This is a genomic window from Phycicoccus sp. HDW14 (assembly GCF_011383005.1).
In the GTDB taxonomy this organism is placed as follows: Bacteria; Actinomycetota; Actinomycetes; order Actinomycetales; family Dermatophilaceae; genus Phycicoccus.
Genome location: NZ_CP049935.1, coordinates 678,262 through 698,900 on the forward strand (window position 1 = coordinate 678,262; position 20,639 = coordinate 698,900).

Sequence of the window (20,639 nt, forward strand, 5' to 3'; positions counted from 1 at the left end):
CGGGTCGTCGGTGACTCCGCCGGTGCACCCCCTCCTGGTGGGGAGGGGTGCACGGCAGACGCTACCGTGCCGGTGGTCCGGACGACACCGCGGGGAAGCCCGGGGAGGAGGAGCGATGGAACGCCTGCGCGATCTCGACGAGTCGCGGCTGCTCACCCGGCTGTTCCCGCTCTACGACACCGCGGTCCCGCGCGCCTGGGGGTCGGTGCCGGTCGGGCCGGGTGACGACGCGGCCGTCGTCGGCGCCCCCTCGGGCTCGGTCGTCGCCACGACCGACGGGATGGTCCGTGGTCGCGACTGGCGCGACGACTGGTCGAGCGGGCACGACGTCGGCGTCAAGGTCGCCGTCCAGAACCTCGCCGACGTCGCGGCGATGGGCGCCGAGCCCACGGCACTGCTCGTCTCGCTCGTCGCCGACCCGGACACCGAGGTCTCGTGGGCCCTCGACCTGGCTCGCGGCATCGCCTCGGTGGCCGCTCAGGCGGGGGCGCCGGTGGTCGGCGGTGACCTGTCGTCCGGGCCGGCAGGGGTGCTCGTCGTCACCGTCACGGCGCTCGGTGACCTGCGCGGACGCCGGCCGGTGCTGCGGTCCGGGGCGCAGGTGGGGGACCTCGTCGCCGTATGCGGCTCGCTGGGGCGCTCCGGGGCGGGACTGGCGCTCCTGCAGGCCGGGGCGCTGCCCGGCGACGACCCGCTCGTGCGGGCCCACCTCGCGCCGAGGCCGCCCTGGGAGTCCGGGCCGGTGGCCTCCGACGCGGGCGCCACGGCGCTCGTCGACGTGTCCGACGGGCTGGTCACCGACCTCGGCCGGGTCGCCCGGGCGTCCGGGGTCGCCGTCGACCTCGACGGCCGGGTGCTGCGCGAGCGCTTCGCGGCCGGGGCGCTCACCGCTGCGCTCGGCACGACCGAGGCCCTGCGCCAGGTGCTGGCCGGGGGCGAGGAGCACTCGCTCGTGGGCTGCTTCCCGGCGGGGACGCGGCTGGAGGCGCTCGCGGGGGAGCCGTGGGTCGTCATCGGGCGGGTCGGCGAGGTCGGGCCGGCCGGGCCGCGGGTCACCGTCGACGGGGTTGTGCCGGATGCCCGCGGCTGGGACCACTTCGCCGGCTGACCTGCCCCGCTCCGGGGGTCCGGGTGCGACCGGGGGCGCAGCCGCGCATCTCGCCGGGAGCCTGGGGGATGTCGCCGCCTCTGGTCGGCGGATGCCGCACACGGTCCGACGGGGCTCGGCCGCGGATGGCCCGGACGTGCGGAGCTACGGACGACCCCCGGACGTGCGGAACGGGCGGCCTCCACGAGGGAGGCCGCCCGTTCCGGGGTGCGTCAGGTCCGGGTCAGCGCTTGACCTTGCCGGCCTTGAGGCACGAGGTGCAGACATTGAGCCGCTTCGGGGTCACACCGGCCTCGCCGACCAGAGCCTTGACCCGCTGGATGTTCGGGTTCCAGCGGCGCTTGGTGCGGCGGTGCGAGTGCGAGATGTTGTGCCCGAAACCGGGGCCCTTGCCGCAGACGTCGCAGGTGGCAGCCACGGGTGATCTCCTGTGCAGTACTGGTCGAGTGGTCCGTCGGCGCAGCGCTCGGTGGCGCACGCCCAACCGGGCAAGCGTAGCCGAGCGTCACCCGCCGCACCAAAACGGCTCCGCGGTGGCGACGGGGGTCCCCGTTACCCTGACCTCGTGCCAGACGTGTTCACCGCCGACGACGCCCGGCACTGGGCCCTCCTCACCCGGGCGGCGCTCGCCGCGCGCCGTACCGAGATCGACGAGCTCAACGTCTTCCCGGTGCCCGACGGCGACACGGGCACCAACCTCTACCTCACCCTCGACGGCGCCATCGACGACGTCGTCGCGACGCACGGTGCCCGCGGGGTGCTGGGGACCGCCGACCTCGTCGAGGAGTGCCGCACGCTGCGCCGGGCCATCCTCATGTCGGCGCGGGGCAACTCCGGGGTCATCCTCAGCCAGGTCGTCGGCGGCCTCTGCGACGTCGTCGTCGAGCAGGAGGCGGCCGAGGTCGACGCCGCCCTCCTCGTCGAGTGCCTCGAGCGCGGCGCCGCCAAGGCCCGGGCCAGCGTCGCGCACCCGCAGGAGGGGACGATGCTCACCGTCGCCGACGCCGCGGCCGCGGGGGCCCGCGCGGCGGGGGACGCCGGCGGAGCGCTGGCCGAGGTGTCGGCGGCAGCCGTCGAGGCCGCCACCGCGGCGCTGGCCCGCACCCCCGAACAGCTCCCCGCGCTCGCCCGGGCCGGGGTCGTCGACGCCGGTGGCGCCGGGTGCGTCCTGCTCCTCGAGGCCCTGCACCGTGTCGTCACCGGCGCCTGGACCGCCTCCGACGACCGGCTCCTCACCACGGCCGAGGACCTCGGCCGCCCCGAGTGGCACGCCGCCGCCGGTGCCGGCCAGACGGCCGCCGGGGCCGACGACGACGCCACCGACGGCCCGGCCTTCGAGGTGATGTACCTCCTCACCGACACCGACGGCGAGGCGGTCGCGACCCTGACGACGGCCCTGGACCGGCTCGGCGACTCCCTGCTCGTCGTCGGTGGGCCCGACCTGTGGAACGTCCACGTGCACGTCGACGACGCCGGCGCCGCGGTCGAGGCCGGCATCGCCGCCGGTCGCCCCGAGCGCATCCGCATCACCCACCTGCCGAGCCAGGTCGCCGCGCGCGAGGAGGTCGTCCCCGTCGGGGTCGTCGCCGGTGCGTCGGGCCCCGGCGTGGCCACGCTGCTGCAGGAGGCGGGGGCGGTCGCCGTGCCGTTCGGCCCCGGGCGGCGCATCTCGGCCAGCCAGCTGCTCGACGCCGCCCGCCGCACCGGCGCCTCGGCGGTCGTCGTCCTGCCCGCCGACCCCGACGGCCTCATGGCGGCCGAGGTCGCGCGCGAGGCGGCGGCCGGCGACGGGCTCGAGGTCCACGTCGTCCCCGCCCGCACCACCGTCCAGGCGCTCGCGGCCCTGGCCGTCCTCGACCCCGAGCGCACCGTCCACGCCAACGTCGTCGCGATGACGGGGCCGCGGTCTCGACCCGCCACGGCGCGGTCACCGTCGCGACCAAGGAGGCGCTCACCTGGGCCGGTGTCTGCCACCCCGGCGACGTCCTCGGCATCGTCGACGGAGACGTCGCCTTCCTCGGCTCCGACCTCGCCGACTCCGCGCGCGACGTCCTCGAGCGGCTGCTGTCGGCCGGCGGCGAGCTGGTCACGCTCGTCACCGGCGAGGACGCCGACCCCGGTCTTGCCGAGCGCATCTCGGGCGCCCTGGGCCGCGAGCGCCCGGAGGTCGAGGTCGTCGTCATCGACGGCGGCCAGCCCGTGTACCCGCTGCTCATCGGGGTGGAGTGAACGTGGCCACCGAGGCCAGCAAGCTCAAGCCGATCATCGCCGCGGCCGCGGACAAGTTCGCCAAGCACCGCGACATCCACACGGTCGGCGACCTGCTGGCCTTCTGGCCGCGCCGCTACCGCAGCCGGGAGGCCGACCTCGGGGCGGTGACGCCGGGGGAGTTCCTCGTCGGCGTCGCCGAGGTGAAGTCGGCGCACACCCGCCCGATGCAGAAGCGCCGCGGCACGATGCTCGAGGTGGTCATCACCGACGGCCGCCACGACATCGACATCACCTTCTTCAAGGCCTGGGGCCACGAGCGGGCCCTCGTCCCCGGCGCCCGGGGCATCTTCGCCGGCACGGTCGGCAGCTACCGCGGCCGCAACCAGCTGACCCACCCGGGCTACACGATGCTCGACGACTTCGACGCCGGCGACCGGCGCGACCTCATCCCGATCTACCGCTCCGTCGGCTCCCTGCACACCTGGACGGTCACCGAGTCGGTGCGGCGGGTGCTCGACGTCCTCGACGACGTCCCCGACGCCCTGCCCGAGGAGGTGCGCACGCGGCGGAACCTCGTCTCGCGCACCGACGCCCTGCGGGGCATCCACGGCCCCGACACCCTCGAGCAGGTGGCCGCCGCCCAGCAGCGGCTGCGCTACGAGGAGGCGTTCGTCCTCCAGGCCACCCTCGCCCAGCGCCGCCGCGCGTCGGCGGGCACCGCCACCCGGGCCCGCCCCGGACGTCCCGACGGGCTGCTCGCCGCCTTCGACGAGCGGCTGCCGTTCTCGCTCACCGCCGGCCAGCTCGAGGTCGGCGCGACCATCGAGGAGGAGATGTCGCGCGAGCTGCCGATGCACCGGCTGCTCCAGGGCGAGGTCGGCTCGGGCAAGACGGTCGTCGCGCTGCGCGCGATGCTGCGAGCCGTCGACTCCGGCGGCCAGGCGGCGCTGCTCGCGCCCACCGAGGTGCTCGCCGCGCAGCACCTGCGCACCATCACCCGGATGCTCGGCGACCTCGCCGAGGGCGGGATGCTGGGCGGCGCCGAGCAGGCCACCCGGGTGGTCCTGCTCACCGGCAGCCAGTCCACCGCCGAGCGCCGCAGGGCCCTCCTCGACGTCGTGAGCGGCGACGCGGGCATCGTCGTCGGCACACACGCCCTGCTCCAGGAGAACGTCGACTTCCTCGACCTCGCGCTCGTCGTCGTCGACGAGCAGCACCGCTTCGGGGTCGAGCAGCGGGACGCGTTGCGCGGCAAGGGCGCCACTCCGCCGCACGTGCTGGTCATGACCGCCACGCCCATCCCGCGCACCGTGGCGATGACCGTCTTCGGCGACCTCGAGACCTCGACGCTGCGCGAGCTGCCCGCCGGCCGGGCGCCCATCACCACCCACGTCGTGCCCGAGCAGGCGCCGGGTGGATGGCGCGCACCTGGGCCCGGATCGCCGAGGAGGTGCGCGCGGGGCGGCAGGCCTACGTCGTCTGCCCGCGGATCGGCGACGACGACGCCGCCGACGAGGGCGCGATGATCACCACCGAGGCCGAGTCGGAGGGCGACGAGGCGCCGGTGCCGCCCAGGCCGCTCAAGAGCGTCACGGCGGTGTCCGCCGAGCTCGCCGAGGAGCCTTCTCTCGCAGGCCTGTCCGTCGAGGTGCTGCACGGCCGGATGCCGCCGGAGGAGAAGGACGCGGTGATGGGGCGTTTCCAGCGCGGTGAGACCGACGTCCTCGTCTCCACCACGGTCGTCGAGGTCGGGGTCGACGTGCCCAACGCCAGCGTCATGGTGGTCATGGACGCCGACCGCTTCGGCGTCAGCCAGCTGCACCAGCTGCGCGGTCGCATTGGCCGCGGTGGCTTCCCGGGCTCTGCCTCCTCGTCACCGGCACCGACGCCGAGCCCGCCCTGACACGGCTGGCGGCCGTCGCCGGCACCACCGACGGCTTCGAGCTCGCGCGCCTCGACCTCTCCCAGCGCCGCGAGGGCGACATCCTCGGGGCGGCCCAGCACGGCCGCCGCACGCACCTGGAGTTCCTCCGGATCCTCGAGCACGAGGACGTCATCGAGGCGGCCCGCGAGGACGCCTTCGCGATCGTGGACGCCGACCCGGACCTCGCCGACCACCCGGTGCTCGCCGAGGCGGTCCGGGCTCGGGTCGACGCCGAGCAGGCCGCCTACCTGGAGCGCGGATGACGCGGATCATCGCCGGCACGCACGGGGGTCGCACCCTGCGCACGCCGCCCGGCTCGGGCACCCGTCCGACGAGAGACCGGGTCCGCGAGGCGCTCTTCTCGGCTCTCGACGCCCGGGACGCGGTGCGGGGCAGCCACGTCCTCGACCTGTACGCCGGCTCGGGCGCGCTCGGGCTGGAGGCGATGAGCCGCGGCGCGCGCTCGGCGGTGCTCGTCGAGTCCGACCGGCGCGCGGCGGCCACCATCACGGCCAACGCGCGCACCCTCGGCCTCGACGGCGTGCAGGTGCGCCTCTCCACGGTCTCCGCCGCACTCTCCGGCGACCCGGGGCCCGGCGAGGCCGCCGACCTCGTGCTCGTCGACCCGCCGTACGACGTGCCGGAGGAGGCGCTGGCCGCCGTCCTCGCCCGGCTGGCCGCGGGATGGCTCGCGCCCGGTGGGCTGGTCGTCGTCGAGCGCTCGTCACGCTCGCCCGAGCCGGCCTGGCCCGAGGGACTGGCGCGCGAGGGAAAGCCGCGCCGCTACGGCGAGACGACCGTCTGGCTGGCCGTGCGCGCCTGAGGCCGTCGAAGACCGGCACCCGTCGCCGCAGGTCAGGCCCGGTCTCTGTCAGGATGCGGGACATGAGCGACTACGACATCCCCCGGCCCGTCAGCGGCGACGTCCTCGAGCGCATCCTCGAGGACCACCGGCTCTTCGAGGACCTGCTGCGCGAGGCCCGCCGCACCGACACCGACCGCGCCGCCGCTCGCCACGCCCTGGCCGAGATCCTCGTCGCCCACGCCGTCGCCGAGGAGGAGAAGGTCTACCCGACGCTGCGCCGCAAGGCCGCCGACATCAGCGAGCACGAGGCCGAGCACGGCGAGGAGGAGCACGCCGAGATCAACGAGGCGCTGCTGGCCTTCCTCCGGGCGAAGGGCACCGACACCCAGAAGTACGACGACGCCCTCGAGGACCTCGCCACGGTCGTCAACCACCACGCGAACGAGGAGGAGCAGACCATCCTCAACCCGGCGCGCGAGGAGGTCTCGCTCGAGGTCCGCGAGCAGCTCGGCGTCGACTGGCTGACCCGGCGCAACCAGCTGCTCGAGGAGGGCTGCGCCTCCGAGGAGCAGGTCGCCGCGCTGCTCGACGAGGCCGTCGCCGAGGGCGTCCTCGCCCGGAGGAGGCGCGCGAGGAGGCCGACGAGATCAAGGAGCGGGCCAAGGAGGAGGCCGAGGAGGTCGAGGACGCCGCCAAGCGCGACTGACCGGGCCGTCACGGCCTTGCTAGGTTGGCGGGCGTGAGCGAGCGCGTGCGCCGGGCCGTCTGCCCCGGCTCCTACGACCCGGTGACCCTCGGTCACCTCGACGTCATCGGGCGCGCCGCGGCCCTCCACGACGAGGTCGTCGTCGCCGTCCTGCACAACCCGGCCAAGGCCGGCACGTTCACGGTCGCCGAGCGGGTCGGTTTCGTCGAGCACGCGGTGGCCGCCGCCGGTCTCGCCGGCCGCGTGCGGGTCGAGGCCTTCGCCGACCGGCTGCTCGTCGACGTCTGCCGCGACGTCGGGGCCGACGTCGTCGTCAAGGGCCTGCGCGGCGGCACCGACTTCGCCTACGAGCTGCCGATGGCGCTGATGAACCGGCACCTCACCGGCGTCGAGACCGTCTTCCTGCCGGGCGAGCCGTCCTTCGGCCACGTCTCGAGCTCGCTCGTCAAGGAGGTCGTCCGCTACGGCGGCGACGTCGGCGGCCTCGTGCCCGACGAGGTGCGCGACGCGCTCGTGGACCGGGTGCGGCCGCCGGGCTGAGCCTCCCCTTGCCGCCGGTTTGGGCAGGTGGGCGCCTGCCGGTAACCTTGCCCTTCGGTCTGCGTCCGTGCGGCGTGGCCCGAACCGTTCCGACCTCCATCGTGAAAGCCATGTCTCGACTCGACCCCCGGTCCCCGCTGGTGCTTGACACCAAGCTCGTGGGCCGGCGACCCGGGACGATGCACGAGCTCGAGCGAGAGGCCGGTGCGCCGAGCGACCTCGGCACCGACGTCATCCGCGTCGAGGAGGGCAGTCCGCTGCACCTCTCCGTCCGGATGGAGTCCGTCGTCGAGGGCGTCCTCGTCACCGGTTCGGTCCGTGGCACGGCGACCGGCGCCTGCGTGCGGTGCCTGGACCCCGTCAGCGAGCAGCTCGACGGGCGCTTCCAGGAATTGTTCGTTCACGCCGATCGGCACGTCCACCACCAGGAGGTGGGGGACGAGGACGCCGACGAGGAGTACCAGATCGAGGACGGCTACATCGACCTCGAGCCGGTGCTCCGGGACACGGTGGTGCCTGCGCTGCCGTTCCAGCCGGTGTGCCGGCCGGACTGCCCCGGCCTGTGCTCCGTGTGCGGTCAGCCGCTCGCGGAGGACCCGGAGCACCAGCACGAAGAGATCGACCCCCGATGGGCGGCGCTCTCGGCCCTGGCCGAGGACCCGTCCACGACGACAGAGAAGAGGACCTGACGTGGCCGTTCCGAAGCGGAAGATGTCGCGCTCCAACACCCGCTCGCGCCGCGCCAACTGGAAGGCGACGGTGGTCGCCACGACCACCTGCCCGCAGTGCAAGGCGCAGACGCAGCCGCACATGGCGTGCCCGTCGTGCGGCACCTACAAGGGCCGCCACTTCGGCGCGGCCGAGCGCACCGAGCACCAGGGCTGATACCCGCCCCATGGGCAAGGGCCCGGCCGCTGCCGGATCGCTCACCCCGCTGCGTCCCGTCGCCGAGCTGGTCGACCACCTGACGGAGGTCACCGGCGTCGCTGCCGACGAGGCGCTGGTCCGGCGTGCCCTGACGCACCGCTCGTACGCGTACGAGATGGGCGGGCTGCCGCACAACGAGCGGCTCGAGTTCCTCGGCGACTCGGTGCTCGGGCTGGTCGTCACGACGACGCTCTACGACGCCAACCCCGACGAGACCGAGGGCCAGCTGGCCAAGCTGCGGGCCGCGGTCGTCAACATGCGGGCGCTCGCCGACGTCGGGCGCACGCTCGGGCTCGGGGACTTCGTCTTCCTCGGGCGCGGCGAGGAGAGCACCGGGGGACGCGACAAGGACTCCATCCTCGCCGACACCGTCGAGGCGGTCATCGGCGCGGTCTACCAGGGCGCCGGCATCGAGGCCTCGGCCCGGCTCGTGCACAGCCTCGTCGACCCGCTGCTCGCCCAGTCGGCCACGCTCGGCGCCGGCCTCGACTGGAAGACCAGCCTCCAGGAGATCAGCTCGCGGCACGGCCTCGGCTCGCCCGAGTACGTCGTCTTCGAGGACGGCCCCGAGCACGCGAAGTCGTTCGAGGCCGAGGTCGTCATCGGCGGTGCGGTGCTCGGCCGCGGCACCGGCCGGACGAAGAAGGTCGCCGAGCAGGAGGCCGCCGCGCACGCCTGGACCTCCATCCGCGACGACCACGAGAGCGCCCCCTCGACGGTGCCTGAGCTCCCCGAGGTCGAGGTCGTGCGGCGCGGCCTGGCCACCCACGTCGAGGGTCGCCGGCTGGTCGGTGTCGAGCTGCGCGGCCACCGCGTCGCCCGCCGGCACGTCGCCGGTCCGGAGGACCTCGCGGCGCGTCTCGCCGGGCGCCGGGTCGCCGCCGTGCGCCGCCGCGGCAAGTACCTCTGGTGGGACCTCGAGGACTCCGTCGGGCTGATCCTCCACCTCGGGATGAGCGGCCAGCTGCTCGTCGAGGACCCTGCGCTGCCCGACGAGAAGCACCTCCACGCCCGCTTCACGTTCGCCGACGCCGGCCCCGAGCTGCGCTTCGTCGACCAGCGGACCTTCGGCGGCCTCGCCCTCACCGACCTCGGCGACGACGGCGTGCCGCTGCCGATCGCCCACATCGGCCCGGACCCGTTCGACCCCGCCTACGACCGCGCCGCCGCCGTGCGCCGGATGAAGACCAAGGACTCGGCCGTCAAGCGCGTGCTGCTCGACCAGACCGTCGTCTCGGGCATCGGCAACATCTACGCCGACGAGGCGCTCTGGCGCGCGCAGGTGCACGGCGAGCGGCCGGCCTCGGCGCTGACGAAGCCGCGGCTCGGGGAGCTGCTCGACCACGCCACCGCGGTGATGCGCGAGGCCTTGGGGGAGGGCGGCACGAGCTTCGACGCGCTCTACGTCAACGTCAACGGCGCCTCGGGGTACTTCGACCGCTCGCTCGCCGCCTACGGGCAGGAGGGACGGCCGTGCCGGCGCTGCGGGACGCCCATCCGCCGCGAGCAGTTCATGAACCGCTCGTCCTTCTCCTGCCCGCGCTGCCAGCCACGGCCCCGCCGGGTCGCGCCGGTCAGGGCAGCGGGATCGGCGCGAGCCTGACCGGCTTCCCGGTGCGCTGCTCCGAGAGCGTCGCGAGGGCGCCGCGCACCGTCGCGCTGTAGAGGTGCGCGCCCTTGATGCTCGGGTGGATGCCGTCGGACTGCAGCATGCCGCTGGTGTCGGCGAGGGCGGAGTCCCAGTCGGCGAGCACGACGTTGGCGCGGCCCTTGACCACCTGCCGCAGCGCCTCGTTGTCGGTCTCGGCGCGCGCGTACCGGCCGTGCACGGTGATGACGACGACCATCCGGTCCGGGCCGACGACGTCGAGCGTGCGGCGGATGGCTGCGGCGTCGGTGCCGAAGTTCGTGCCGAAGGCGAGGACGACGGCCCGCCGCAGCCCGTCACCGCGCTTCTTCACGAGGTTCGGCGCCTCGCTCCACCGGCGGTTGGAGCGGGCGTCCATCCGGATCTTCGGGAAGTAGTACTCCATCGCCTGCTTGGCGCCGACGAGCATCGAGTCGCCGAACGCGTCGATCTCGGTGCCGGCGGGCATGGCCCACGAGACCTTCGCGGGCGTCGTGGCGGGCTCGGTCGCCGCGGCCGACGAGGTCGGGCTCGTGGTGGGGGTCGCCGGGGCGGTGGCGGCCGCCGCCCTCGCGAGGGCCGCCTCGTTGGCCTCGATGAGCTCCTCGGTGGCGGTGCGCTCGGGTGCGGTGACGAGGACGATCGCGGTGGCCACCGAGACCGTGGCCAGGACGGCCACGGCGACCCGGGCCCGGCGCGTACCGGCCGAGCGCAGGCGTCGGGCGCCGGCCGCCAGCGCCCCGCCGAAGCCCAGCCGGCGCACCGGCGTCTCGACGAAGCGGTAGGACAGGTCGGCCGCGGCGACGGTCACGACGAGCGCCCAGCCCCGGGTCAGCACGTAGTCGAGCCCACCGGGGGTGACCGGAAGGTCCTGGCCGACGACGAGGACGACCGGCCAGTGCCAGAGGTAGAGGCCGTACGAGCGGGCGCCGACCCAGCGGGCGGCGGGCAGGTCGAGGAGGGCCCGCAACCGTCCGGGGCGCTCGACGACGACGAGGACGAGGGCGGCGGTGGCCAGGCTCGCGAGGAGGATGCCGCCGCGGAAGGTGACGGGGGAGCGCTCGTCGGCGAGGACGAGGAGGGTGCCGAGCGTGACGAGGGCGAGCGCTCCGACCGTGCGGCGGTGGCGCTCCCACCGGGCGGTGCGGGTCCACGCGCGGTGCGGGGTCGCGAGGGCCAGGGCGAGGGCGGCCCCGACCATCAGGCCCGTCGCGTGGGTGTCGGTGCCGTAGTAGACGCGGGTCGGGTGGTCGGGGTCGAGGCGCAGGGCCATGAGCAGCGACGAGGCCAGGGCGAGGCCGAGGGCGGCGCCCGCACGGGCCTCGGGCCGGCGGACCATACGGAGCAGGGCCAGCAGGGCGAGCGGCCAGAGGAGGTAGAACTGCTCCTCGACCGCGAGGCTCCAGAGGTTGGCCAGCAGGGTCGGGGAGGTCGACGCGAAGTAGTCGGTGCCCGCGCCGACCTCGAGCCAGTTCGAGGTGAAGGTCAGGGCGCCGAGGACCTGCCGCCCGATGCCCACCAGCAGGTCGCTCTCGGTGAGCCGGGCCAGCAGGACCGCCGAGGGGACGACGAGCAGGAGGGCGGGGACGAGGCGGCGGGCGCGGCGGGTCCAGAACGCTCGCAGGTCGACGCGTCCGGTGTCGGCGCGCTCGCGCAGCAGCAGCGTCGTGATGAGGAAGCCGGAGATGACGAAGAAGACGTCGACCCCGAGGAAGCCGCCGGGCAGCCAGCGCGGGTCGAGGTGGAAGGCGATGACCGCGAGCACGGCGAGGGCGCGCAGGCCGTCGAGGCCGGGGAGGCGCCGCGAGGGGTTCGGGCCGGGTCCGGCCGCCGGGCTCGGTCGGGGTTCGGTGGTGACCCCACCACCGCCCTCGGGTCCGAGCGACTCCATGGCGCAACGGTAGTGACGGGTGGTGACAGGGTGACGGAGGCGCGCGGTGGGGCGGGGGCTGCCCACGGGGAGGGACCGCGCCGGTGGAGGCGCTCCGGGTGGCCTTCCTGGCGCCGGAGTGGGGGTGACCACCCCATCCGGACACCACCAAGGCGCCCACGACGTCTCGCCGGTGGCCGGGACGAGCCGCGGTCGCCCCGACGTGCCGTGGGGCGGTTCCTAGGATCGGTGACATGGACGAGGCGCCGGACGAGGACCGAGGGATGGTGCGGGGGACGGTCTTCGTGCGTGGGCGGGTGCAGGGCGTCGGGTTCCGCTGGTGGACCCGGGCCCGGGCGCTCGAGCTCGGGCTCACCGGCTGGGCGCGCAACACCGGCGACGGGCGGGTCGAGGTCGTCGCCGAGGGACCCCGGGCGTCGGTCGAGGCGCTGCACGGCCTGCTGCGCGAGGACCCGTCGGGCAGCGGTCGGCCGGGCCACGTGACGGCGGTGTCGTCGCCGCTGTGGTCGGACCCGAAGGGGGAGAGCGGCTTCCGCGAGCGCTGAGCGGCCGGCCCGCTCGGGTCGGCGCGGGGGACCGGGTCGTGGGACGAGGCGGGGCATCCGGAGGAGGGTTCCTACGATGGACCGGTGAGCGACATCCCCCCGGACCTCGCGCGGCTGCGCTCGAGCATCGACAACATCGACGCCGCCCTCGTCCACCTCCTCGCCGAGCGGTTCAAGTGCACCCAGGCGGTCGGCGAGCTCAAGGCCGCCGCCGGGATGCCCGCCGCCGACCCCGGCCGCGAGGACGCCCAGGTGACGCGGCTGCGGGCGCTGGCCGACGACTCCGGGCTCGACCCGCAGTTCGCCGAGGCGTTCCTGAACTTCATCATCGCCGAGGTCATCCACCACCACGAGCACCTCGCGAACGGCTCCTGAGCGGACCTCGCAGTCGAGTGCGGAAACGGTCGCGGGAGCGACCACCTCCGCACTCACCGCGCAGAAGGCCGTCGCAGGAGCCCCACGGGCCCCGGGCGTCACAGGCACCACCGGGGCCATGGCACGTCCCGCCGGGACCCGCACGCCCCGGTAGCATCGCCCGGGTCCCGGCTGCACCCGGGCCGACCCGCACCGACGAGAGCTGACCACGCCGCATGTACCTCAAGACGCTGACCCTCAAGGGGTTCAAGTCCTTCGCCTCGGCGACGACGATGCGCCTCGAGCCGGGCATCACGTGCGTCGTCGGCCCGAACGGCTCCGGCAAGTCCAACGTCGTCGACGCCCTCGCCTGGGTGATGGGCGAGCAGGGCGCCAAGAGCCTGCGCGGCGGCAAGATGGAGGACGTCATCTTCGCCGGCACCGCGGGCCGCCCGCCGCTCGGCCGGGCTGAGGTCAGCCTGACCATCGACAACACCGACGGCGCCCTGCCCATCGACTACTCCGAGGTGACGATCACCCGGACGATGTTCCGTGGCGGTGGCTCCGAGTACGCCATCAACGGCACCGGCTGCCGCCTCCTCGACGTCCAGGAGCTGCTCTCCGACTCCGGCCTCGGCCGCGAGATGCACGTCATCGTCGGCCAGGGCCAGCTCGACACCGTGCTGCGCGCGACCCCCGAGGAGCGGCGCGGCTTCATCGAGGAAGCCGCCGGCGTCCTCAAGCACCGCCGGCGCAAGGAGCGGGCGCTGCGCAAGCTGGAGCAGATGGAGGGCAACCTCACCCGCGTCCAGGACCTCACCGGCGAGATCCGCCGCCAGCTCGGCCCGCTCGGGCGCCAGGCCGAGGCCGCCCGCCGGGCCGCCGTCGTGCAGGCCGACGTCCGCGACTCACGGCTGCGCCTGCTCGCCGACGACCTCGTCCAGCTGACGAGCATCGTCGAGCAGGAGGTCGCCGACGAGACCGCGCTGCTCGAGCGCCGCACCGCCGTCGAGGACGCCCTGGCCACCGTGCGCGGCCGGCTCACCGAGGTCGAGCGCCAGGCCGCCGACGCCGCGCCGGAGCTCGGCCGGGCCCAGGAGCGCGTCGTGCGCCTCCAGAGCCTGCGCGACCGGCTCGAGTCCACCGGCTCGGTCGCCGCCGAGCGGGTGCGCCTGCTCTCCCAGGACGAGGAGCACGAGACCACGTCGGGTCGCGACCCCGAGGAGCTGCGCGCCCAGGCCGCCCAGGCCCGGGAGGCCGAGGGCGTGCTGCTCGCCGAGATCGAGGAGACCACCGAGGGCCTCCAGGAGGCCGTCGCCGCCCGCGAGGCCGCCGAGGCCGCCTTCACCGCCGAGCAGCAGCGCCTCGCGCGCCTGGCCCGGGCGGCTGCCGACCGCCGCGAGGGGCTGGCCAAGCTCGCCGGGCAGGTCGGCGCCCGCCGCAGCCGGATCGAGGCCGCGGAGGCCGAGATCGGCCGGCTGCAGTCGCTCGTCACCGAGGCCCGCGCCCGGGCCGCCGAGGCCGAGCGCGAGTTCGCGAAGCTCGAGGGCGGCATCGCCCACGACGAGGAGGGCGAGGAGGGGCTCGACACCAGCTACGAGGCGGCCGCCGAGAAGCTCGCCGCCGTCGAGGCCGAGATCGAGCAGCTGCTCGCCGCCGAGCGCACCGCCGAGCGCGACCGCTCGTCGAACCAGGCCCGGCTCGAGGCGCTGGAGATGAGCCTGCGGCGCAAGGACGGCGCCGCCACGCTCCTCGAGGCCGCCGACGACCGCCACGGCATCCTCGGCGCGGTCACCGCCCTGCTCCACGTCACGACCGGGCACGAGGCCGCCGTCGCCGCCGCCCTCGGCTGGGCGTCCGAGGCGCTCGCCGTCGGGTCCGCCGACTCCGCCGCCGCCGCCCTGGCCAGCCTGCGCGAGGGTGACGGCGGGCGCGCCGGCCTCCTCGTCGGCGAGACCGCCGGCCCCACCGACCCGGGCTCGTGGCCCGACCTCGGCGGGAGGCGGTCTGGGCGCGCGACGTCGTGCGGGCCGAGCCGGCAGTCGCCCCCGCGGTCGAGCAGCTGCTCGAGCGGGTCGCGCTCGTCCCCACCGCCGGCCACGCGGTCGCCCTCGTCTCGCGGCACCCCGGCATCACCGCGGTGACCGCCGACGGCGACGTCTTCGGCCCCGGCTGGGCTCGCGGCGGCAGCAGCGCCGGCGAGAGCCTCCTCGAGGTGCAGGCCGCCGTCGACGAGACCCGCGCCGCACTGGCCGAGGCCACGGCCCGTGTCGAGCGGAACCGGTTCTCGCTCACCGCAGCCCGTGAGAAGGCGGCCGCGATGGCCACCGACGTCGATGCCGCACTCGAGGCCCTGCACGAGTCCGACGCCCGGATGGCGGCCATCGCCGAGCGGCTCGGCACCCTCGGGGCGTCGATGCGCACCGCCGGCGCCGAGGCAGAGCGCGCCGAGGGCGCCATCGCCGCGGCCACCGAGCGGCTCGAGGCCGACCGCCTCGAGCTCGAGGCCCTGTCCACCCGCCTCGCCGAGGCCGAGTCCGAGCCGGTCGAGGACGACGCCGACCCTTCCACCGACGAGCGCGACCGCCTCGAGCTCGAGGCGAGCCGCGCCCGCACCGGCGAGACCGAGGTGCGGCTCGCGCTGCGCACGAAGGAGGAGCGGGCCCGCGCGCTCAAGGGCCGCGCCGACTCCCTCGAGGGTGCCGCCCGCAACGAGATCGCCGCCCGCGAGCGGCTGCGCGAGCGCCGCGAGAAGCGCCGCCGTGAGGCCGAGGTCGCCGCCGCCGTGCACGAGGCCGCGGCCTGGTCCGTCGACGGCGTGGCGCGCGCCCTGACGCGAGCCGCCAGCCTGCGCGACGCCGCCGAGGCCGAGCGGGCCGAGCGCGACCGGGTCGCCGCCGGCCTGCGCCAGGAGCTCACCGGGGTCCAGGACGAGCTGCGCGACCTCACCGACGCCGCGCACCGCGACGAGATGGCCCGGGCCCGGCAGCTGGCGCGGATCGAACAGCTGCAGGCCAGGGCCGTCGAGGAGCTCGGCATCGACCCCGAGGTGCTCGTCGAGGAGTTCGGCCCGCACCGCGAGGTGCCCCACGTCGCCGGCCCCGACGACGACCTCGACGCCACGCCCGAGCCGGTGCCCTACGTGCGCGAGGAGCAGGAGAAGCGGCTGCGCCGGGCCGAGCGGGCCCTCAACGCCCTCGGCAAGGTCAACCCGCTGGCGCTCGAGGAGTTCGCGGCGCTCGAGGAGCGGCACACCTTCCTCACGACCCAGCTCGAGGACCTCAAGCGCTCCAAGCGCGACCTGCTCGACATCGTCAAGGAGGTCGACGAGCGGGTCGAGCAGGTCTTCACCGAGGCCTACCACGACACCAAGGAGCAGTTCGAGCGCGTCTTCGAGCGGCTCTTCCCCGGGGGTGAGGGGCGCCTGGTGCTCACCGACCCGGACAACATGCTGACGACCGGTATCGAGGTCGAGGCCCGCCCGCCGGGCAAGAAGGTCAAGCGGCTCAGCCTGCTCTCCGGTGGCGAGCGCTCGCTCGTGGCCGTGGCGCTGCTCGTCGCGATCTTCAAGGCCCGGCCGAGCCCGTTCTACATCATGGATGAGGTCGAGGCCGCGCTCGACGACACCAACCTCGGCCGGCTCATCACCCTGTTCGAGGAGCTGCGCGACTCCAGCCAGCTCATCGTCATCACGCACCAGAAGCGGACGATGGAGGTCGCCGACGCCCTCTACGGCGTCTCGATGCGCGGCGACGGCGTGACCACGGTGGTCAGCCAGCGCATCCGCGACGTCGCCGCGACCGCCTGACCGAGGCGTCGGCTCGCGACGTCAGCCGGCGTGCCAGGCGGCGAGCAGCTCGCGCTCGTCGGTGTCGTCGAGCCCGGTACGGCGCGGCTGGTCGGCCGGTCGCTGCTCCTCCCAGGCGAGGACGTCGCGCAGCGTGTCGACGAGCGGCCGGCTCGCCAGGCCCAGGGCGCGGGCGGCCTCCCCGGTCCGCGCCGCGAAGCCCGCGTACTCGGGGAAGGGCAGCCACAGCGGCAGCGAGCGCGGACCCATCCACGCCTCGACGCCCTGCTCGGAGAGCCACGCGGGGTCGGCGGCGACGGCCTCGACCGGCGGCGACCCGGCCGCCTCGCGCCCGACGGAGAGCAGCCCGCCGAGGGTCGTCGTGGGCCCGACCGCGTCGACGACCCCGGCCGTGCCCGACTCCCCGGAGCGCACCAGCCAGGCCGCGAGGTCGCGGGCGTCGAGGACCTGCGCGGGCTCGTCGAGGGCATCCGGCACGAGGACCTCACCGGGGGAGGCGGGGTGGGCGAACCGCCACGGCCACCAGCCGGTGCGCCCGGAGGTGTCGCCGGGGCCGCCGAGCAGCCCGGCCCGCGCGACGAGCACCCGCTCGGCGCCCAGCGCGTCGAGCACGTGCCGCTCGCAGGCGACCTTCTTCGCGCCGTACTCGTCGGGCTCGTCACCGCCGGACTCCAGCGGTGCGAGCAGGGGAGTGGACTCGTCGGCGCCGCGCACCGAGTGGTCGGCGTAGACGTTGCCGGTCGAGACCAGCGCCCAGTGCCCCACCCTCCCGCGCAGCGCGGCGACCGCCCGCGCCACCTGGCCCGGGTCGCGCGCGACGTCGACCACCGCGTCCCAGTGCTCGTCCTCGACCCCGCCGAGGCCGTCACCCGTCCGGTCGGCCCGCACGAGCCGCGCGCCGTCGGCCACCTCCCCGGACGACCCCCGGGCCACGCACGTGACGTCGTGGCCTGCGGCCAGCCCGGCGCGGGCGACCTCCCGCCCGAGGAACGCGGTCCCACCCAGCACGAGGAGCTTCATCCCGACAGCCGACCACGCGGGAGCGGTTGCGCGGAAGCCCTGTTCGCGCAGAGCGGAGCCGAGGGCGCCGGGGGTCAGTGGCGCAGGCCGCCGATGTCACCCGGCGGCCAGAAGCGCAGCACGACCGGCCCGACGACCCGGGTCAGGGGGACGAACCGGGCGCACTCGCCCCCCTCGGTGGCGCCGCGGCACCCGATGACGGAGTCGGCGGACTGCGACCGGTGGTCGCCGAGCACGAGGAGGTCGTCGGCCGGCACGGTGATCTCGGGGAAGCAGCGCGTCGAGCGCGGCGTGCTCGAGCAGTCGAGCGACCCCGCGACGAACGGGAGGTCCTCGAAGACGTAGGGCTCCTCGAGCGGACGGTCGTCGACCGTGACCTTGCCGTCGGTGGTGCAGCACGCCACCCGCTCGCCGGCGAGGCCGATGACCCGCTTGACGGTGTACGAGGTGTTGCTCGGGCCGATGCCGGTGAGGTCACCGACCCAGCGCACCGCCCGGGTCAGCGGGTTGGGTGCCGGGGGCAGCTGCCGTTCCTGCCACGACGACCCGTGCCCGAACACGACGACGTCACCGCGGTCGACGCCGTGGTCGAGCCGGTTGACGAGGATCCGGTCGCCGATGTGGAGGGTGTTCTCCATCGACTGCGACGGCACGCCGAAGGGCTTCACGAGGAAGGCCTGGACGAGCGCCACCCCGACGAGGGCCACGAGCACCTCGGTGAACCACGGCAGGCGGCGTCGGCGGCGGGGGGTCTTCACGTCCGGCGCGGCACCGGCGTCGGTCACGCGCGTCACCCTAGTCCGGTCCCGTCACAGGTGTCGATTTGGTGAGCGGTGCCCGACCTCGGGAGACTGGGGGCATGGTCTCCGTCGTGGTCTCGCTCCTGCTCATCACCGCCGTGGCGCTCGTCGTCGTCGGGATGGTGGCGGTGCCGGCCCGCCAGGCCGGGCGCAGGGTCCTCACCCGCCGCGGTCACGCCACCCTCGACACCCTGCGCGACCGGGTCACCCCGGGAGCCTCCGACGACGCCCACGCGCCGGTCGCGGACGACGAGCCGGCCCGCCTTTCCGCCTGAGCCCGGCGGCTCCCTGTGGCCCGACGGTGTCGGGCGGGTGTGGTCGAATGAGGCCACCCCAGCGAGAAGGAGCCCCCGGATGAGGTCCGGCATCGACACCGCCTCCGTCGACGAGACGGTCCGCCCGCAGGACGACCTGTTCGCGTTCGCCAACGGAGGATGGTTGGCGCACACCGAGATCCCCGACGACCGCGGTCGCTACGGCACCTTCGACACGCTGCGCGAGAGTGCCGAGGAGCACGTCCGGACGATCATCGAGGAGACGGCGGCCGGGTCGCCCGCCGCGGGCACCGTCGCGGCGAAGGTCGGCGACCTCTACTCCAGCTTCATGGACGAGGCCGCCGTCGACGCCCTCGGCGCCGGTCCGCTCGCGGCCGACCTCGAGCGGGTGGCGGCCGTCGCCGACGCCCCCGGCCTCCTCCGCCTGCTCGGCGAGCTGGCGCGCGACGGCGTCATGGGCCCGGTCATCCCCTACGTCAACACCGACGACCGCGACCCCGACCGCTATGTCGTCTACCTCGAGCAGGCCGGGCTCGGCCTCCCCGACGAGTCGTACTACCGCGAGCCGCAGCACGAGGACAAGCGCGCGGCCTACACCCCGCACGTGGCCCGGATGCTCGAGCTCGTCGCCCACCCGGGTGCCGAGGCCGCCGCCGAGCGGGTGCTGGCCCTCGAGACCCGGCTGGCCGCCGCCCACTGGGACAAGGTGACCAACCGCGACCCGGTGCGCACCTACACCCTCCTCGACCGCGACGGCCTCGAGGCGCTCGCCCCGGGCATCGACTGGACGGGCTTCCTCGCCGGGATGGGGGCGCCCGCCACCGCCTTCGACGCCGTCGTCGTGCGCCAGCCGAGCTTCGTCACCGCGCTCGGGGCCGCCCTCACCGAGGTCGGCATCGAGACCTGGCGCGACTGGCTGGCCTGGCACGTCGTGCACGCGCACGCCCCCTACCTCTCGGCGCCGTTCGTCGAGGAGAACTTCGACTTCTACGGCCGCACCCTCTCCGGGGTCCCGAAGCTGCGCGACCGCTGGAAGCGCGCGGTCACGCTCGTCGAGGACGCCCTCGGCGAGGCGGTCGGCCAGCTGTACGTCGAGCGGCACTTCCCGCCGCACGCCAAGGACCGGATGCTCGAGCTCGTCGCGAACCTCGTCGAGGCCTTCCGGCGCAGCCTCTCCAACGTCCCGTGGATGGGGGCCGAGACCCGCGCGCAGGCCATCGCCAAGCTCGAGGCCTTCACGCCGAAGATCGGCTACCCCGACCGGTGGCGCGACTACTCCACCCTCGAGGTCGAGGCCGGCGACCTGCTCGGCAACGTCCGCCGGGCCAGTGCCTTCGAGGTCGACCGCAACCTCGCGAAGCTCGGCGGCCCGGTCGACCACACCGAGTGGTTCATGACCCCGCAGACCGTCAACGCCTACTACAACCCGGGGATGAACGAGATCGTCTTCCCGGCCGCCATCCTCCAGCCGCCGTTCTTCGACGTCGAGGCCGACGACGCCGTCAACTACGGCAGCATCGGCGCCGTCATCGGCCACGAGATCGGTCACGGCTTCGACGACCAGGGCTCCCAGTTCGACGGCCGCGGCGAGCTGCGCGACTGGTGGAGCGCCAGCGACCGCGAGCGCTTCCAGGCCCTCGCCGACAAGCTCATCGGCCAGTTCTCGCTGCTCGAGACCCGCGACGCGCCGGGCCACAAGGTCAACGGCGCCCTGACCGTCGGCGAGAACATCGGCGACCTCGGCGGCCTGACCATCGGCTACTCCGCCTACCGCATCGCGCTCGGCGACGAGGCCGCCCCCGAGCTCGACGGCTTCACCGGCGAGCAGCGCTTCTTCCTCGGCTGGGCCCAGATCTGGCGTGGCAAGGCACGGGCCACCGAGGCCGAGCGGCTGCTCGCCCTCGACCCGCACAGCCCGATGGACCTGCGGGCCAACGCCGCGCGCAACCTCGACGAGTTCCACGAGGCGTTCGGCACCGCACCGGGCGACGGCATGTGGCTGCCCGAGGACGAGCGGGCCCGCATCTTCTGAGGTGGTGCCCACCGCGACCGGCCGGTCCGTGGGTTTGGGCCCGGGCCCCGGGGTTGACAGGATGGT

At 75.0% G+C, this 20,639-nt stretch carries 17 protein-coding genes and 5 pseudogenes; 18 read left to right on the plus strand and 4 right to left on the minus strand.

Annotated features, from left to right (window positions below; all coding sequences use genetic code 11):
* Positions 1-115: 115 nt before the first annotated feature.
* A complete protein-coding gene (thiL, locus tag G7075_RS03405) occupies positions 116-1,108 on the plus strand; it encodes a thiamine-phosphate kinase (RefSeq protein WP_166118876.1) in 993 nt (330 codons plus the stop codon).
* A gap of 223 nt (positions 1,109-1,331) precedes the next feature.
* On the opposite strand, the gene rpmB is transcribed toward thiL, so the two are convergent.
* On the minus strand, positions 1,332-1,526 hold the full coding sequence (gene rpmB, locus G7075_RS03410) for a 50S ribosomal protein L28 (RefSeq protein WP_166118878.1): 195 nt from the start codon (positions 1,524-1,526) through the stop codon (positions 1,332-1,334).
* Between the two features lie 252 nt (positions 1,527-1,778).
* Here rpmB and G7075_RS03415 point away from each other — a divergent pair.
* From G7075_RS03415 to mutM, 12 genes and pseudogenes are all read left to right on the plus strand, one after another.
* Positions 1,779-2,945 (plus strand): annotated as a pseudogene (locus tag G7075_RS03415) (DAK2 domain-containing protein); the annotation flags it as partial.
* 122 nt (positions 2,946-3,067) lie between these two features.
* A pseudogene (locus G7075_RS21945) lies at positions 3,068-3,337 on the plus strand (dihydroxyacetone kinase); the annotation flags it as partial.
* Positions 3,338-3,339: 2 nt separating this feature from the next.
* Positions 3,340-4,845, plus strand: a complete 1,506-nt coding sequence (locus G7075_RS03420) for an ATP-dependent DNA helicase RecG (protein ID WP_371814165.1) — start codon at positions 3,340-3,342, stop codon at positions 4,843-4,845.
* Entirely contained in the window at positions 4,842-5,222 is a 381-nt protein-coding gene (locus tag G7075_RS22400) for a helicase-related protein (RefSeq protein ID WP_371814267.1), read from the plus strand. The genes G7075_RS03420 and G7075_RS22400 overlap by 4 nt, the downstream gene beginning before the upstream one ends.
* An 80-nt stretch (positions 5,223-5,302) precedes the next feature.
* Positions 5,303-5,371, plus strand: a pseudogene (locus G7075_RS22405) (hypothetical protein); the annotation flags it as partial.
* 131 nt (positions 5,372-5,502) lie between these two features.
* The gene (gene rsmD / locus G7075_RS03425; protein WP_166118880.1) at positions 5,503-6,066 is read left to right on the plus strand and encodes a 16S rRNA (guanine(966)-N(2))-methyltransferase RsmD; all 564 of its coding nucleotides are present in this window, start codon (positions 5,503-5,505) and stop codon (positions 6,064-6,066) included.
* A gap of 62 nt (positions 6,067-6,128) precedes the next feature.
* Positions 6,129-6,791 carry a hemerythrin domain-containing protein gene (locus G7075_RS03430; RefSeq protein WP_166118883.1) on the plus strand — a complete coding sequence of 221 codons (663 nt, stop codon included), beginning with the start codon at positions 6,129-6,131 and terminating at the stop codon, positions 6,789-6,791.
* On the plus strand, positions 6,788-7,294 hold the full coding sequence (coaD, locus tag G7075_RS03435) for a pantetheine-phosphate adenylyltransferase (RefSeq protein ID WP_166118885.1): 507 nt from the start codon (positions 6,788-6,790) through the stop codon (positions 7,292-7,294). The genes G7075_RS03430 and coaD overlap by 4 nt, the downstream gene beginning before the upstream one ends.
* 110 nt (positions 7,295-7,404) lie before the next feature.
* Positions 7,405-7,983, plus strand: a complete 579-nt coding sequence (locus G7075_RS03440) for a DUF177 domain-containing protein (protein ID WP_166118888.1) — start codon at positions 7,405-7,407, stop codon at positions 7,981-7,983.
* A 1-nt stretch (position 7,984) separates the two neighbouring features.
* A complete protein-coding gene (rpmF, locus tag G7075_RS03445; protein ID WP_166118890.1) occupies positions 7,985-8,179 on the plus strand; it encodes a 50S ribosomal protein L32 in 195 nt (64 codons plus the stop codon).
* 10 nt (positions 8,180-8,189) lie between these two features.
* A pseudogene (gene rnc, locus G7075_RS22410) lies at positions 8,190-8,894 on the plus strand (ribonuclease III); the annotation flags it as partial.
* 45 nt (positions 8,895-8,939) lie between these two features.
* Positions 8,940-9,824, plus strand: coding sequence for a bifunctional DNA-formamidopyrimidine glycosylase/DNA-(apurinic or apyrimidinic site) lyase (gene mutM, locus G7075_RS22415; RefSeq protein ID WP_240918105.1), 885 nt, complete (start codon positions 8,940-8,942; stop codon positions 9,822-9,824).
* Here mutM and G7075_RS03455 read toward each other — a convergent pair.
* Positions 9,796-11,739: an acyltransferase family protein gene (locus G7075_RS03455; protein WP_166118895.1), complete on the minus strand. Its 1,944-nt coding sequence runs from the start codon at positions 11,737-11,739 to the stop codon at positions 9,796-9,798. The two genes, mutM and G7075_RS03455, sit on opposite strands and share 29 nt — an antisense overlap.
* 233 nt (positions 11,740-11,972) lie before the next feature.
* Here G7075_RS03455 and G7075_RS03460 point away from each other — a divergent pair, with 233 nt between their 5' ends.
* The 3 genes and pseudogenes from G7075_RS03460 to smc all read left to right on the plus strand — a co-directional run bounded on the left by G7075_RS03460 (position 11,973) and on the right by smc (position 16,446).
* Positions 11,973-12,284 carry an acylphosphatase gene (locus G7075_RS03460; RefSeq protein WP_240917860.1) on the plus strand — a complete coding sequence of 104 codons (312 nt, stop codon included), beginning with the start codon at positions 11,973-11,975 and terminating at the stop codon, positions 12,282-12,284.
* An 84-nt stretch (positions 12,285-12,368) separates the two neighbouring features.
* Positions 12,369-12,659 carry a chorismate mutase gene (locus G7075_RS03465; RefSeq protein ID WP_166118898.1) on the plus strand — a complete coding sequence of 97 codons (291 nt, stop codon included), beginning with the start codon at positions 12,369-12,371 and terminating at the stop codon, positions 12,657-12,659.
* 215 nt (positions 12,660-12,874) lie between these two features.
* A pseudogene (gene smc, locus G7075_RS03470) lies at positions 12,875-16,446 on the plus strand (chromosome segregation protein SMC).
* A gap of 21 nt (positions 16,447-16,467) precedes the next feature.
* Here the strand turns inward: smc and G7075_RS03475 are convergent.
* Both G7075_RS03475 and lepB read right to left on the minus strand, forming a co-directional pair.
* The gene (locus tag G7075_RS03475; RefSeq protein ID WP_166118900.1) at positions 16,468-17,466 is read right to left on the minus strand and encodes an NAD-dependent epimerase/dehydratase family protein; all 999 of its coding nucleotides are present in this window, start codon (positions 17,464-17,466) and stop codon (positions 16,468-16,470) included.
* 74 nt (positions 17,467-17,540) lie between these two features.
* Entirely contained in the window at positions 17,541-18,251 is a 711-nt protein-coding gene (gene lepB, locus G7075_RS03480) for a signal peptidase I (protein WP_240917861.1), read from the minus strand.
* A 74-nt stretch (positions 18,252-18,325) separates the two neighbouring features.
* Here lepB and G7075_RS03485 point away from each other — a divergent pair, with 74 nt between their 5' ends.
* On the plus strand, positions 18,326-18,541 hold the full coding sequence (locus G7075_RS03485; protein WP_166118902.1) for a hypothetical protein: 216 nt from the start codon (positions 18,326-18,328) through the stop codon (positions 18,539-18,541).
* Between the two features lie 79 nt (positions 18,542-18,620).
* Positions 18,621-20,573, plus strand: a complete 1,953-nt coding sequence (locus G7075_RS03490) for a M13 family metallopeptidase (RefSeq protein ID WP_166118905.1) — start codon at positions 18,621-18,623, stop codon at positions 20,571-20,573.
* Positions 20,574-20,639 lie beyond the last annotated feature (66 nt).